The sequence below is a fragment of the Bacillus sp. 220_BSPC genome, assembly GCF_001054655.1.
GTDB lineage: Bacteria > Bacillota > Bacilli > Bacillales > DSM-1321 > Peribacillus > Peribacillus frigoritolerans.
Genome location: NZ_JVPL01000109.1, coordinates 26,849 through 42,650, shown reverse-complemented (window position 1 = coordinate 42,650; position 15,802 = coordinate 26,849). Strand labels below are relative to the sequence as shown.

At 34.5% G+C, this 15,802-nt stretch carries 10 protein-coding genes, 1 pseudogene and 1 riboswitch; all 11 genes and pseudogenes read left to right on the top strand.

Annotated features, from left to right (window positions below):
* Window positions 1-357 (top strand): annotated as a pseudogene (locus tag ADA55_RS07370) (ATP-binding cassette domain-containing protein); the annotation flags it as partial.
* Between the two features lie 423 nt (window positions 358-780).
* A riboswitch (cyclic di-GMP riboswitch) is annotated at window positions 781-864 on the top strand.
* Between the two features lie 18 nt (window positions 865-882).
* Window positions 883-987: an anti-repressor SinI family protein gene (locus ADA55_RS28335; RefSeq protein ID WP_082162823.1), complete on the top strand. Its 105-nt coding sequence runs from the start codon at window positions 883-885 to the stop codon at window positions 985-987.
* A 1,383-nt stretch (window positions 988-2,370) separates the two neighbouring features.
* Window positions 2,371-3,483: a non-hydrolyzing UDP-N-acetylglucosamine 2-epimerase gene (wecB, locus tag ADA55_RS07365; protein WP_048681347.1), complete on the top strand. Its 1,113-nt coding sequence runs from the start codon at window positions 2,371-2,373 to the stop codon at window positions 3,481-3,483.
* Between the two features lie 179 nt (window positions 3,484-3,662).
* Window positions 3,663-4,919, top strand: a complete 1,257-nt coding sequence (locus ADA55_RS07360; RefSeq protein ID WP_048681339.1) for a glycosyltransferase family 4 protein — start codon at window positions 3,663-3,665, stop codon at window positions 4,917-4,919.
* Entirely contained in the window at window positions 4,916-6,220 is a 1,305-nt protein-coding gene (locus ADA55_RS07355; protein ID WP_048681334.1) for a glycosyltransferase, read from the top strand. The genes ADA55_RS07360 and ADA55_RS07355 overlap by 4 nt, the downstream gene beginning before the upstream one ends.
* Window positions 6,204-6,596, top strand: a complete 393-nt coding sequence (locus ADA55_RS07350) for a hypothetical protein (protein ID WP_048681331.1) — start codon at window positions 6,204-6,206, stop codon at window positions 6,594-6,596. Before ADA55_RS07355 ends, ADA55_RS07350 begins: the two co-directional genes overlap by 17 nt.
* Complete coding sequence (locus ADA55_RS07345; RefSeq protein ID WP_048681327.1) at window positions 6,596-8,755, top strand: CgeB family protein; 2,160 nt, start codon at window positions 6,596-6,598, stop codon at window positions 8,753-8,755. Before ADA55_RS07350 ends, ADA55_RS07345 begins: the two co-directional genes overlap by 1 nt.
* Before the next feature lie 11 nt (window positions 8,756-8,766).
* Window positions 8,767-10,893, top strand: a complete 2,127-nt coding sequence (locus ADA55_RS30365) for a glycosyltransferase (protein ID WP_048681323.1) — start codon at window positions 8,767-8,769, stop codon at window positions 10,891-10,893.
* A 26-nt stretch (window positions 10,894-10,919) separates the two neighbouring features.
* Window positions 10,920-13,664 (top strand): heparinase II/III domain-containing protein, encoded by a 2,745-nt coding sequence (locus tag ADA55_RS07335; RefSeq protein ID WP_226990429.1) that lies wholly within the window; start codon window positions 10,920-10,922, stop codon window positions 13,662-13,664.
* Window positions 13,665-13,714: 50 nt separating this feature from the next.
* A complete protein-coding gene (locus ADA55_RS07330; RefSeq protein ID WP_048681319.1) occupies window positions 13,715-14,992 on the top strand; it encodes a nucleotide sugar dehydrogenase in 1,278 nt (425 codons plus the stop codon).
* Window positions 14,989-15,792 (top strand): ABC transporter permease, encoded by an 804-nt coding sequence (locus ADA55_RS07325; protein WP_048681316.1) that lies wholly within the window; start codon window positions 14,989-14,991, stop codon window positions 15,790-15,792. Before ADA55_RS07330 ends, ADA55_RS07325 begins: the two co-directional genes overlap by 4 nt.
* The last annotated feature ends 10 nt before the right edge of the window (window positions 15,793-15,802 follow it).

The window sequence follows — 15,802 nt, the reverse complement described above, 5'->3', positions numbered from 1 at the left end:
CAAGGTCTGGATACACTCATCGGTGATCGTGGTGTCCGACTATCGGGAGGAGAAAGGCAGCGTCTAGTGTTAGCCAGAGCGATTTTACGCAAACCGGCCATCCTTGTTTTGGATGAAGCGACGAGTGCATTGGATACGGAGAACGAAGCGAAGATTCAATCTGCTATTGAAAGATTAAAAGGAAAAATGACTATCATCGTAATAGCTCATCGATTATCGACGATTCGCAATGCCGATCAAGTGCTGGTCATGGATCAGGGAGAAATTATTTAGGTCGGTGAATATAACCAGTTAGCGAATGAAAAAAGAGGGATGTTTAGCAATTTATTAGGTATCCAAATGGAATCAAGTGTGTAAATATTTATTGAAGTTCACGAACAGTCAGGTTACAGCCATATTATGGTTTGTAATGCTGGCTTTTTCTTAGGGGAAATATTAAAACTGATTCACTTAGTCCACTTGTTTGAAAATATTATTTTCTTGGAATAATAATTGTGGGATTATTATAGCGATTATATCTATATTTTCAATAAAAGTGTTCTAAATAAAATGCATAATACAAGTGTTTTTACATTGTAATGTCACTTTTTGATGAAAGATGTTGAAAAATGATAGAAATGAACGAATAGTATTAAGTACTATTATTACGTTTTAAAGTATAATTAACATTAATATAGTTTTAATTAAGGGGAAATGTTTTAGGGCAAGATGGTTTATTTAGTACCATGGAAATAGGATTCAAGAGATTTATTAATCTTGGTTAATAATAATGGCAAATATTCTTGAGAAAGGCAAACCTATTGAAAAGTAGGGACGCAAAATTACAGGTCTAAGGCTTAATGCTAAGACGGCTGTATTACCACAAGTTGGGTGGGGTTTATCATGGAAGCTAACAATGAACGGGAAGAATGGGTTTATCTAATTTTAGAGGCTAAAAATCTAGGATTATCTATTGAAGATGTGCGAGAGTTCATAAAAGGAAAATGAAATGGAAAACGCAAATCAGGGGATAAAAATTATGTTAGGGGAGGCTGTTATACAGTCTTCTTTTTTTGTTTTCATTAACGTAAAAGGTATCTAGAATATAGAACATGGCGATAATAATAAAAAATGCAACCTTATTGAGGGGGATTTTTATTATGGATGTATCTATTGCCTTTTTGAAGGGATTAATGTGGGGAACTTTATTCAGTGTACCGTTATGGTTGGCATTTTTCGGTTGGATCAAAATTATAATGAATTTTATAAGATAAGAAATTAAAGACTCGAATAAAAAGATGTTTTAACCTCTTCTGTATGGCGGGTAATTCCTTCGTAGTCATTGGACTCTTCCCCTTATAAGTAAAGTCTTTTACCCTTTTATAAATAGTAACTTCTAATACTCCATATTCGCCGCGTAATTCTATCAATTACCCAAGTGATAAAATTACAATGGTCTGGAATTCATTATTATTTCTTCCCTGTATTTTTACGTTCCAAGACGGATACATCCTCTCACAAAACATTGTTAGGACTCAACTAAAATTTATCCAAACTATACTAACCCCATATTGTTGCTTTTTTGTCTGAAATCCGCTCTCTGACGCAATTAAATTTGTTTTCTAAGCTCATTATTGTCTATTCATGAGATTCTCAGCAACATCAATACATGTAAGTTTAAAAACAATTTTTGACGAGTTTCTTCTATTATAATTTTCAATCTTGAAGGGGGGGAATAGAAAGGGAAAAGCATAGTAAAAAAAAGACTTCTTGCCACAATTCTAAGTGAGATTTTAATGTGACCAAGTGAGTAGTAAATTAGCGCATGTGATTATTTCACCAATGATAATGAATAAGGAAGTTCCAGAAGGAAGGGGATTTATAGTAAATATTCAAAACATAATTTCCTGTGGTCAGTATTAATATGGTATGATATACTCATTTATGTTATATAAGGGTAATAATGTAATGTTAGTAAATTGTAAGATATACTATGCTTTTTGGTGTATAATAATAAAATAAAAAGGTGGATTTTTTACTCTTTTCAGCAAAATGTTAGGCGGATATAAGGCTATATTTTTCAACATCTTATTATACTTATATAAATTACATAGAGCTTTGGTTCCTAATTTTTTATTAAAGAAGGGGTACAATGGTCTAACTTTTGTATGCCATGGGCAATCAAAAGTCTAGACTAGTTGAATTAACCCTTCTTTTTTTGTGTGTGGTAAGGTTTATAGTTATTCTGTATAATTCATATTTGCATGTCTACTTTTGAAAACTGGTGGATTAAACGGAGTTTCCCATTTTCAGATATTAGAAACTAGGATATTGGTTAGAGACTATTTATCGAAAGATATTTAGAAGTATATTTATAGAAGGGTGATAGAAATGGATAGACCTATTAAAGTAATGACGATTTTCGGAACTCGGCCTGAGGCCATTAAAATGGCTCCTTTAGTTCTCGAATTAAAAAATCGACCAGAGGAATTTGAAACCATTGTTACAGTAACTGCTCAGCATAGACAAATGTTAGATCAAGTATTAGATGTTTTTGAAATTATACCTGATTATGATTTGAATATTATGAAAGACCGACAGACGTTAACGGATGTTACAACCCGGGGTCTTCAAGGATTAGATGCTGTTATGAAGGAAGTGAGACCGGATATCGTCCTTGTACATGGTGATACGACTACTACATTTATTGCCGGTTTAGCAGCATTTTATAACCAAATTGTAATCGGCCATGTAGAAGCAGGGTTACGAACGTGGAATAAGTATTCCCCTTATCCGGAAGAAATGAACCGTCAGTTGACTGGAGTATTAGCTGACCTACACTTTGCACCAACAAAAAAATCCGCTGAAAACTTACTACAAGAGGATAAAAAGGAAGAAGCTATTTTCATTACTGGGAACACAGCTATCGATGCATTGAAAACAACGGTCCTCAAAGAGTACACACATTCAGTTTTAGAGAAGATCGGTAATGATCGACTAATCCTTTTAACAGCCCATAGACGGGAAAACCTCGGCGAACCAATGCGGAATATGTTCCGAGCGGTAAAGAGAATTATTGAAGAACATGATGATGTACAGGTTGTATATCCTGTTCATCTAAATCCTACTGTGCGTGAGATAGCGGATGAAGTATTAGGGAAGGATCCCCGCATTCATTTAATCGAACCATTGGAAGTGATCGATTTTCATAATTTTGCAGAAAGAGCTTTTATTATATTAACTGATTCTGGTGGAGTGCAAGAAGAAGCTCCTTCACTAGGTGTGCCAGTTTTGGTGCTTCGGGATACAACAGAACGACCAGAAGGTATTGAAGCTGGAACGCTAAAATTAGCTGGTGTAGAAGAAGAAAACATTTACCGGCTGACAAAAGAGCTATTAACTGATGAAGCAGAATATGATCGTATGTCTAAAGCTTCTAATCCATATGGAGATGGACATGCATCTAAACGTATTGGGGATGCAATTAGTTTATATTTCAAATAAATATAAGCTAACATCTATGGCACTATGTACTAATAATTTTACATATAGTGTGGATAGCCACCCATTGTTGAGTATGCGATTGAACCTGAGTAGAGGATATCATTACCTTGTCAGAAAATCAATTTTCTCTATCTTTCTATCAAGAAAGCCTTAAACGAAGCATTAACTGGAGGAGTATTTTGAAGAAAAAGGTTTTAGTTATTTCGCAGAATTTTTATCCTGAACTAGGAAGTGCCGGCAATCGGATTAAAAATATATATAAATTATTAAGAGAAGAAAACTATGATGTAAGGGTTTTGACCACTGAACCTACTTATCCGAATAGAAACATCTATGAGGATGAACAATTCTGGGATGATGATTCACTCAATAGAGAAGAGCATGACATTAAGCGGATTAAAGTATGGAATCGAAAATATTCAAGAAGCATTATAAATCGATTGTTTTACTATTTAGAAATTGCCTTTAAAATGCTGTTTCATATTTTACAAGATCGAAATAAATATGATGTTATTTTTGTTACCTCCCCTCCTATATTTATCGCTTTCGCCGGCTTATTTGCTAAGTATCGATTTAGAAGCAGGTTAATACTGGATATAAGAGATTTGTGGCCAGAAACATTGAAAGGAGTAGGAGTGTTTAATTTTCCGACAATCCTTTCCTTCTTTAGCAAATTGGAAAAATTATTATATATAAAGGCAGACCATATTGTTGTAAACAGTAAAGGATTTATAGACTATATTGCGTACACTCGTGGCATTCCCATTGATAAAATTAAATTTTTACCGAACTCTGCAAGAAAAAAAGAATTGGCTTTAAAGCAAGCAGGAGAAGGGGAATTCACGGTTATCTATGCAGGGAATATTGGTCTTGCACAAGATGTTAAGACACTGATGGACCTAGCTAGGCAGCTTAATGAATATTCTATCAACTTAACAGTTATGGGCTACGGTTTTAACAGGTTAGCATTTATTGATTATATAAAAGAAAATAATCTTACAAATGTTCGATTTGTTAAGCCTTCTACGAGGAAAGAATGCTTGGATGTCATTTCCTCTCATCATGTAGGAATTGTGACGCTTAATGATAAGAAAGTTTTTGAAACGGTGTTGCCCGGAAAAATAGTGGATTATATGACTTGTGGAATCCCTATTGTTGCATCGGTGTCAGGTTATTCCAAAGAAGTAATTGAAAAACATGAAGTAGGCTTTGTGTCAGAATCTCATAATGCGACTAATATGATTAAGCATATTCTTACTTTATCAATGGATTCTGAGGTTAGGGCTAAATTCTCACAAAACGCATTAAAATATGTAGGCCAGCATTTTTTGTGGGAGAAAAATATTCATATATTGATTAGTTTAATAGAGAATAGTGACTCTTTATACCAAGTATCAAAAGGTAAAGATTCAATAGAGAAGGTTGATGGGGTATGAGAAAAAATGTTTGTATGTTCGTTTGGAACCATTTCACAAATGATGCCCGTGTTCTTCGGGAATGCACCACATTATCCGAAGAAAACTACTCCGTGGATTTAATTTGTATACAGGATCCGAAGGATTCCAACTTACCTCTGTATGAGGAGCGCAATCCGAATTTTAGAGTGCATCGGGTAAGGAGATACCCGCTACTATTGGATATGATGAAAATGGGATTTCGATTATGCGTTCAAAAGAAGCAGGTAGGTCTGATTGCACTTGCCCTTTGGTTTGTTATTTGTTATTTGCTTCCCATTCCGGTTATTACTTTAACTATTCTATGTGTTCTCCTTCTGAAAACTAAATTGCAGGTTGTTTGGGTAAGAGGGAGTATTATATTGAATATGATCAAAAAAGGGATGCAAAAAAATTACGATATCTATCATTCAAACGATTTAAATACATTGCCTCAAGGGTTTATGTGTTCAAAAATCAGATTCAAAAAACGTAAGCTAGTCTATGATTCGCATGAGGTCCAAACTAGTCGAACAGGGTATGATAGTGGGATTTATGGCAAGATGGAATCCTTTTTTATCGATAAAATTAATGCGATGATCGTGGAAAATCATACAAGGGCAAAATACAATGAAGATTTATATGGATTTTATCCAAATGTAGTTCATAATTATCCATTTAAACAAGATATAAATGAGAATGAAACTCTTTCCATTCATAAAATACTTGGCTTACCAGAAGGTGAGAAGATATTATTATACCAGGGTGGCATTCAAACTGGTCGAGGATTAGATAAATTGATTCAAGCAGCTCCGTTATTTAATGAAGGAACTCTCGTTTTTATAGGAGACGGAAGAATTAAACCAGAACTTGAGCGAATGGTGAACGAGATGGATTTAAATCATAAAGTTAAATTTCTTCCTAAAGTAAATCTTAGTGATTTACCGAACTATACAAAAAATGCTTATTTAGGATTTCAGGTGCTGAATAATGTATGTTTTAACCATTTCTCTGCTTCTTCAAATAAGCTGTTTGAGTACATTATGAGTCATGTTCCAGTTGTAGCATGTAGCTTTCCAGAGATAAAACGTGTTGTAGAAGGTGAACATGTTGGTTTGTGCGTAGATTCACATAATCATGTGGAGATAGCCAACGCAGTAAATGTTTTATTAGAAAACGAAATTCTCCGGAATGAAATGAGTGAGAATTGTAAACAGGCCAAGCTGAAGTATAATTGGGAAGTTGAAAAAGAGAATTTATTAACTATATATAAAAGAGTGGAGTTGAATGAAGGAAATGCCTGAAAGTAAAGGAACAATATCAAAAAACACTCATAAGGAAAAGGTATATAGTGAAAAGGAATACGTAGAGTTAGAAAAGGAACTTGTTCTTTTTAAAGAAAAAACTTATGAAAATTTGCAACAATATAAAAGACTGTTTGAGATTTTAGAAGAAGAAACAAAAAAGAAGCAAATCGTAGAGAAACAGTTAACAAGTTCTCAAGAGACAATTTCTCAATTGGAAACGAAGATTATCCAGTTAGAGAATAAAAATAAAAAAACCGAGAGAGAGTTGCAAGCGCTCAAAAATTCTAAATTAGGGCGATTGACGAAAAAGTATTGGGCTTTTCGTAAACGCCGGACTTATCGCAAAAGCGTTGTACAAGGAGTTAACAGTTGATGAAAGATATAACGATGTTAAAATCGGAATTATCGAGATTCCAAAAGCAAATCCTTGGAGAGCTAAGACCTTATTTAGTTGATACAAAGTCATTTTTAGATGCTAAGGAATGGTTTTATGACTCTCCAAACATTTTTGTATATAACCAAAATAGTAAATTATATATATCATCAGAAGATAGTGGAAAAGATTATATCTCCTATTTAGAAAAAAATAATAGTTTTAAATACTTACCAAACAATGAGATAAAGATACTGCCTCATGAAGAGTTTGAAGTTGACTTAAAATGTGACCTATTAGGCGATGTTAGTATATGGTTAATGTTGGTTGAGTATTCCAGTCAAGAGAAAATAAAAGTGCACACAATACCGGTTAATAAAAAGATAAAAGTTAGAACAAGTGAGAATACAAGAAAAATACGACTTGCGCTAAGGGTTTCTGGGAGCGGAATAGGAATAATAGAAGATATTCGGATTGAGAGATCTAAAGAGCAAATTAGGCAACCGCAAGTGATTACGAAAAAAGGTACAAAGAAAGAAACTCCTAAACGAATCTCTGATATAAAAATGGCATGCATTTTAGATGAATTCAGCATGACATGTTTTGAGCAAGAAGTGAATCTAATCACGTTTAATAAGGGGAACTGGCAGGAAATATTATCTGAAAATATTCCGGATGTGTTATTCGTAGAATCCGCATGGCGTGGTAATTTTGGAGCATGGGAGAATTTGATTGCTAGATATAACAATCAAGATAAAAGTCCTCTCATCAATTTGTTAAACTGGTGCAAGCAGAATAGCATACCAACTGTGTTTTGGAATAAAGAAGACCCGATTCACTTTGATCGTTTTATTGATACAGCAAAATTGTTCGACTATATCTATACGACCGATGCCAATATGATTGAGAATTATCAAAGAGCTTCAGGTCATAAGAATATTTTTTCTCTTCCTTTTTCTGCTGAGCCGAATTTTCATAATCCCATAAAGATTCAAGAAAGACGTAACGAGAAGATTTGCTTTGCAGGTTCTTTTTATGCCAATCGACATGAGGAAAGAAAACGGGATATGGAAAACATCCTGGATATAGCAGCAAAGTTCGGATTGGATATATTCGATCGTAATTATGAAAAGAATGCTAAAGGAACGACCCACTTTAGTTTTCCGGAACGCTTCAACGAAAATATAGTTGGCAGCCTGAAATATGATGAAATTGATAAAGCCTACAAAGGCTATAAATTCATGCTGAATGTCAACAGCGTCAAGTATTCTCCTACTATGTTTTCAAGGCGTGTCTTTGAAGGTTTAGCAAGCGGAACACCGATTATCAGTAGCTATTCGGAAGGCGTTAAAAAAATCTTTAAAGATATCGTATTAATCTCCGAAAACCAGCAAGAGCTAGAGAGTAATATTAATAAATTAATGAATGATGAAGGATATTACCGACAGAAATCTCTGGAAGGCATTAGGGAAGTATACTTACACCATACGTATAAACACCGAATACAATATATTTTCAAAAATATGGGGATTGACATAAGCCTAAATCCTAAAAAGGTTACTGTTATGTCCATCGTAAAGTCAAAGGAAGAGTTTTTCTATATACTCGATCAATTCAAGGAACAAACTTGGAAGGAAAAAGAACTGGTGGTTTTCGTGGAAATTTTTGACGGATACATTGATCTGTTAAATGAATATAACAAAGACGACCAAATTAGCACCTATGTTTTAAGTTATATGAACGAGTATTCGCGATTATCAGAAGTAATAAAAAATGAATATGTGGCTTATTTAAATCCAATGAACTTCTACGGCGAAAATTATCTACTAGATTTAATGATCGCGACAGACTATAGCCCAGCTGAAATTATCGGTAAAAGCTCGATTTACTCCTATGACCGCAAAAAGAAAACAACCAAAGAGCTAAACAAAAATAAAGAATATGAATATGTTAGTGATTTAGCCATGGATGCTTCTGTAATGAACATGAAGGTTTTCAGCGGAGAAAACGTGTTTTCTATATTAGATAGGATGAGGAATTCTGAAACAACATCTTCTTACTTTAAAAAAGGATTTCGTTTGTTGAGTGTCGATAAATATAACTTCCTGAAAAATGGGTTGAATGCTGAATCGAAAGCACAAAACAAACTTCAAAAATAGGTGAGTACGCAATGACTAGAAAACTGAAAATTCTCCTTTACGGGGATGTAGATATAAATATCATGGATGGTTCAGCTGTATGGCTGACTTCGATGGCAAATGTATTAAATAAAGACGAAAATATTTCAGTGGATGTTCTGTTAAAAGCACGGATTAAAAACAGAAATTTATTATCTGAAATGGACAACCTTCAACAAGTTAATATAATTGATACGTTTACTGACTATAATAGAAAGTTTGCGAATGGAAATAGAATTAATACACAAGAAGCGGTTCAATTGATGGAGGAATTGGATCAAAGGAATGATTATCATTGTGTGATTGTCCGGGGTTTTCAGATTGTCATGAATTTATTAGAAAGCCCCCTTTCTCGAAAAACCATTCCATATATTACGGATATCAATCATGATAAAGATTCGGTTCAAGAGGACGAAAAAGCAACTTTAAAGAAAATCTACGACCTCTTTCCAAACATGTTTGTTCAAACACCAGAAACTAAGGAATTATTAAAAGAAGTTATTGGAGTAGATGGGAAAAAACTTGCTTTATTAACTCCCATGATTCCAGATTTTGACCAAACCCCCGATTTTACAAACAAAAACAATAGCATGGTTTACACTGGTAAATTTGCTAAGGGGTGGTATACAGAAGAAATTATATCTGCCTTTAAAGTACTTAATGGGAAAGATCGGAGTCTCATTTTAAATGTAGCAGGAGATAAATTTCAGGGGGAATTAATCCCTGAAAAAGAGAAAATAACTAATCTTCTGAAAACGCAGGAAGGAATCAATTGGGTAGGAGCCATTCCGCGTTCTAAGTCATTGAAGTTTATAGATCAGTCAGATATCGGTATTGGCTGGCGAAGTGAATCGATTGATAATGACTCGAGTTTGGAGTTGTCCACCAAGTTATTGGAGTATGGACGTTTTGGAAAACCGGTTTTATTGCGGCGTACCAAAATGTATGAAAAGTTACTTGGAGCGGATTATTTCTTGTTTGTTGATAGTGAAGAAGATTTTGTCGAAAAGACCATGGAAATCATGTACAATCGTTCGCTTTACAGAAAAACGGCGAAGAAAGTTTATGAAGCCAGCAAATACTATACATTTTCATCCGCTTATCAGCGACTGAGACCTGTACTATGGAATTTTTATAATGAAAAAATAAAGCTCGTCTTTGCAGGGCATGATTTAAAGTTTATCAACATGGCCATTGAATACTTTAAACCACATCCAGGTTTTGAAGTGAAAATTGATAAATGGCAAGGACATAATAATCATGACGAAATAAAGAGCAAGGAATGTTTAAACTGGGCAGATGTTATTTTTTGCGAATGGGGATTAGGTAATGCAGTTTGGTATTCGCAAAATAAGAAACAAGGTCAAAGACTCATTGTCAGAATGCATGGACAAGAGAGATTAACTGATTACCCTAACCAATTTAAGATGGAAAATATAAATAAAGTTATTGCCGTATCACCTTTTATATTTGAGAAATTCCATCATCTCTTTCAAATTCCTAGAGAAAAAATGACTATGATTTATAACCTTGTGGATACTAACAAGTTTAATAAGCCTAAAGTGAATTCCCAAATCCAGTATAATCTTGGTATTTGCGGAGTGTTACCAAGCCTGAAACGTTTGGACAGAGCGATCAATATTTTTGAAAGACTCTGGGAAACCGATAATAGATATAAATTATTTGTCAAAAGCAAAATGCCGAAAGATCTACCCTGGTTAATGAACAGAGAATCAGAAAAACAATATTATGAGGATTTATTTGAAAGAATAAATAAGGCACCATGGAAAAAGAATCTCGTCTTCGATCAGCACGGATCTAATATGGAAGAGTGGTTTAGAAAAATTGGGTATATCTTATCCACCAGTGATTTTGAGAGTTTTCATTTAGCTCCTATGGAGGGGATGTCTTCTGGGAGTGTACCCTTGGTGCTGCACTGGACAGGTGCGGAAACGATTTATCCGAGAGAATTTTTGTTTGAAAATGAAGAGCAGGTTGTGAAAGCGATTCTTCAGAGAAAAGGCAAAATGGGTTTAAGTGAAAGTATGAAAAAGTATCCTTATGAAAATTTTGATAAAAAGATCATTATAAAAAAACTAGAAAACTGCATCTTGGCTTAATCCATAAAAGTGGAAATCCGGAAGGATTGCCATTTAATAAAGAAAATAGTGAATTTACAACGGACTGGAGGAAAATTAAGGCCTTGAGTATATATATCCCAGCCTCGTTAACATCAGAACAATTAGAAGCCATTATTTCAGCTTTGCCGGGTAGCCGAAACAAAGATGCCATACTCTCTGCGGATCGAATGGTTCTAGACAATTCTTATATGATTCCACCATTTGGGGTGACAAAGTACGAGAACTCTGATTCTATTTCATGGGAGGATGACCAATCCCGAAGCTTTAAACGATTAATTCATGGCCATACATTTTTAGGTTGTTTAACTGAAGCATACCGTCAAACCCATAATGTGAAATATTTACAAAAGGGAATGAACTTAATTCACGATTGGATTTCCAAATATCCCTATTCAAAAAGTAAGAACACGATGGCCTACCATGATGAAACAACTGCGCTTAGGTTGCAATATTGGTTGAAATTTTACACTTACGCCAGAAAAGAATTAGGTGAGCAAGACCGCCTTGTAATCGAAAAACAAATGCGGTTCACTGCTGCCTTATTAGCCGAGGATGATTTTCATTCTACTAATACAAATCATGGAATGTTTCAAGATATTGCTTTACTTCTATTTTCATTTTATTTCGAGAAAGAAATTGATGTATGTCGTCAATTTAAGGAGTTAGCGATAACCCGCTTGAAAAAATACTTTTTGCATATTTTCACATTAGAGGGCGTGCACAAAGAACATTCACCCTCCTATCATTTTCTTGTAGCTAATAATGTTAGGAGAATTGCAGGGTGGCTGAAAGAAATCTCTCCGGATTTAGGTAAAAGTTTTATGGACATTTATCAAGGGAGCGAGAGTTATGCAACACATATCATTCGTCCGGATGGTTACTTGCCTGCGATAGGAGATACAGAGGCCAAACTAGTAAAAACGGCTGGATATGCTAATCTCTATGAAAGTCCAGAATATTTGTATGCTGTGACAAAAGGGGAACAAGGGAAGCCTTCAAAGAAAAATGACTGTGTATTCAAAGAGTCAGGATATGCAATTTTCCGCGATGACTGGACCAAAAAAGAGGAAGCTACGTATGTGCTATTTTCAGCTGCATATCATACTGCATATCATAAGCATAGTGATGATTTGAGCCTTCATATATATTCAAATGGTGATATCATTACAGAAGCGGGACCAAACGGATACAATTATAAAGATCCATATACACAATATGCTTACTCTTCTTTTGCGCACAATACTCTTATCGTAGATGGACAGGGGCTTCCGAGAGTAGATCAACAATATGATAAGGTATATATAGCTGATTATAACCTCTCGCCAGATGAGCCTGAAGCTATGGGAGTCAATGAACGGTTTGAAGGTGTAAAGCATAGTCGTAATGTGAAATATTTGAAAACAGAAAAACGTATTATTGTGACTGATCAAATTCAATCCGAACAAAAACATGAATACAAAATTTTATGGCATGTTGCACCTGATATACAAGTATATGTGCGTGATTCCATAGTTTCACTATTTAGAAACGAGGAAAAGGTGGCTGAAATGGAATTTGAAACCACTTCACCGATACGTGTACAGTCTATTCATGGGCAAACAAAGCCGACATTGCAAGGCTGGTTTTTCCCAAAAATGGAATCAAAGCAAGAAGCAACGGTAATAGAAGTGGAATTAAGCGGCGCTAATGTCACATGTACAACCGAATTCCGTTTATCCTCCTTTAAGATTAATAAAGAAGGAAAAGACTTGTTTAAGAGGGACAACCATTTTAATAGTACGGATAAGGTGAGATATCACTTGGTATCAGCTGAGGATGAAAAGTTAAAAGATCAATTAATTATCATCTTTTCTGCTCTTCCTCCCAAATATGGGTATGTCTATAATTATATGAAAACTTTGGATGGTATAAAAGCCAACAAACTTTTTATACTTGATGACTTTGGTGATCAAGGGGCATATTATCTGGGGAAAGACCGCAATCATTCTATTGAATCAACGGTTGCCTCTTTAATCCAGTATATAATGTCCAAGTATCAAATACCTCACAAAAATGTGACAACTGTGGGATCTTCAAAGGGTGGATATGCGGCTTTATACTATGGGATAAAATACTTTTTGGGTAACATTGTTGCTGGGGCGCCTCAAAGTAAGTTAGGTGATTTTTTAATAAAACAAGCAAAACATCATAATATAGCTGAATACATAGCTGGTGGGACTGAGGAAGGCGATTGTTACTATTTGAACAATGTGTTGTACCGTTTATTAGAGCAGCCTGTAGATGTGTCGCCAAAAATTCATTTATATGTTGGTACTGGAGATCATCATTACAAAAATCATGTTATGCCTTTACAAGAAATGCTTAGCTATAAAGGATATGATGTGAAATTGGATATAGAAGAAAATATAACACACGAAGATTTAAAGACATATTTTCCCCACTATCTTAAGAAAACATTAAGTAGTATTCTTAATATCCGATTTGTTGAAGAAAAGACCCCAGAAATTAAAAGCACTACTATTCAACAAAGAGATCAAGAGCTAATAGTAAATTGTGAAGCAAAAGGCTTAGGATTAGAATACGCTTATTATTTTTATAAAGATGGAGATATAATAGAAAAATTCTTTTACAGAAAACCATCTCAGCTCACCTATCGAGTCACAGAACCAGGATCTTATAAATGCCGTGTCTTTGTAAGAGATTCAAGGATGCAAAAAACTTCTCAGTATACAGACAATATCTATATTTGAAAAATTGCTAGATTATAAACTCATTTTCGTATTTTTAGGAGGAAATATTTATGAAACTTTGTACAGTAGGATTAGGATATATCGGATTACCAACTTCAATTATGTTCGCAAAACATGGTGTTGATGTAGTAGGTGTCGACATCAGTCCAAGAGTGATCGATTCATTAAATTCAGGAAAAATTCATATCGAAGAACCAGGATTGCAAGAAGCTTTAAATGAAGTGGTTGAGAAAGGGTTGTTCCGTGCAGCTTTACAGCCTGAAAAATCAGATGTTTTTATTGTAGCAGTTCCAACACCAAACCACGATGATGAATATAAATCATGCGACCTTTCTTATGTGTTAAGTGCCGTTAAAAATGTAATACCGTATTTAGAAAAAGGTAATGTATTAATTGTAGAGTCAACGATTGCACCTAGAAGTATGGATGATGAAGTAAAACCATTAGTAGAACAATCTGGTTTTAAAGTAGGAGAAGACATCTATTTAGTACATTGTCCTGAGCGTGTTCTACCGGGTCAAATTCTACATGAACTAATTCATAATAACCGAATTGTCGGCGGAATAACACCTAACTGCACGGAAGCTGGTGCCAAGGTATACAGCACATTTGTACAAGGTGAAATTATTAAAACGAATGCCAAAACAGCAGAAATGTCCAAATTAATGGAGAACACTTTTAGAGATGTAAATATCGCTTTAGCAAATGAACTAGCAAAAGTTTGTAATAATTTAGAGATTAATGCCTTAGATGTAATCCAAATGGCTAATAAACATCCAAGAGTAAATCTTCACACTCCAGGACCAGGTGTAGGAGGACACTGTTTAGCAGTTGATCCTTATTTCATCGTTGCAAAAGAACCGGAAACAGCTCAGCTCATTAATTTAGCTAGGAACATTAACACATCCATGCCTGAATATGTAGTTGAGAATGTGAATACATTAATGGAAAATGTCCAAGGAAAGGTCGTAACTGTGTTTGGTTTAACTTACAAAGGAAATGTCGATGATGTACGTGAAAGTCCGGCAATGGAAATTTTAGAAATACTGAAAAACCAAGACAAATATAAAGTCAGAGCATTTGATCCGCATGTGGAAAAAGAGTGGGTTATTTCTAACCTTGAAGAAGCGGTAAATGATTCTGATTTAGTTTTAATTTTATCAGACCACAGTGAATTCAAAAACCTGGATTGGAATCAATTTACGGGCATGGCTACTAAGCGGATTTTTGATACAAAGAATGTGGTTGAAAATCGCTCATTAGATTTTGATTATATTCACTACGGTAACTTATACGAGTTCACTAAGAAAGCTACCGTAATGGCATGAGTTTCGTTTGGAGAGTTTTGAAAGAGCAATACTCGAACTTTCATCTTATTGTTCGTTTATCTTCATATGATGTAAAAAGTACTTACCAAATGCATTATTTAGGTGTTCTATGGCAATTTTTAGTTCCTGCAATACAAATTTTTCTTTACTGGTTTGTTTTTGGCTTAGGTATCCGTGGCGGTCAACCAGTAGAGGGAGTGCCATTCTTTATTTGGTTAATTGTTGGGCTTATACCTTGGTTTTTTATCAGCCCTTCAATTATCCAAGGATCAAATAGTATTTATTCAAGAGTTAATTTAGTATCGAAAATGAAGTTTCCTGTAAGCTTGCTGCCATCAATTACAATCATGAGTAATGCTTTCCAATTTCTTATGATGATGGCTGTATTAGTTCTTATTCTTTTCATTTATCATATAAATCTAGGTATTTATTTTATTCAATTACCTTATTATATGCTCTGTTTATTTACTTTTTTATTTGCTATTACTCTGTTATGTTCGACGATTTCAACAATTGTACGTGATTTTCAGTTGGTCTTGCAGGCTCTCATGAGAATGTTGTTGTATTTATCTCCTGTTTTATGGGATACGAGTCAGCTTAACAATGTTCTTCAGTTCATTTTAAAATTAAATCCTCTTTATTATATAATTGAAGGATTTCGTAATACGTTCTTGGGATATGGATGGTTCTATGAAGACTGGGCATATACGTTGTATTTTTGGGCGTTTACGCTTTTTATCCTATCGATAGGGTCTGCTGCACATATAAAGTTTAGGAATAAATTTGTTGACTACTTGTAGTCTAGGAGTT

Coding starts and splice junctions, on each gene's coding strand:
- ADA55_RS07350 (WP_048681331.1), top strand. CDS start 6,204: ATGAAGGAAATGCCTGAAAGTAAAGGAACAATATCAAAAAACACTCAT.
- ADA55_RS07325 (WP_048681316.1), top strand. CDS start 14,989: ATGAGTTTCGTTTGGAGAGTTTTGAAAGAGCAATACTCGAACTTTCAT.
- ADA55_RS30365 (WP_048681323.1), top strand. CDS start 8,767: ATGACTAGAAAACTGAAAATTCTCCTTTACGGGGATGTAGATATAAAT.
- ADA55_RS07355 (WP_048681334.1), top strand. CDS start 4,916: ATGAGAAAAAATGTTTGTATGTTCGTTTGGAACCATTTCACAAATGAT.
- wecB (WP_048681347.1), top strand. CDS start 2,371: ATGGATAGACCTATTAAAGTAATGACGATTTTCGGAACTCGGCCTGAG.
- ADA55_RS07330 (WP_048681319.1), top strand. CDS start 13,715: ATGAAACTTTGTACAGTAGGATTAGGATATATCGGATTACCAACTTCA.
- ADA55_RS07345 (WP_048681327.1), top strand. CDS start 6,596: ATGAAAGATATAACGATGTTAAAATCGGAATTATCGAGATTCCAAAAG.
- ADA55_RS28335 (WP_082162823.1), top strand. CDS start 883: ATGGAAGCTAACAATGAACGGGAAGAATGGGTTTATCTAATTTTAGAG.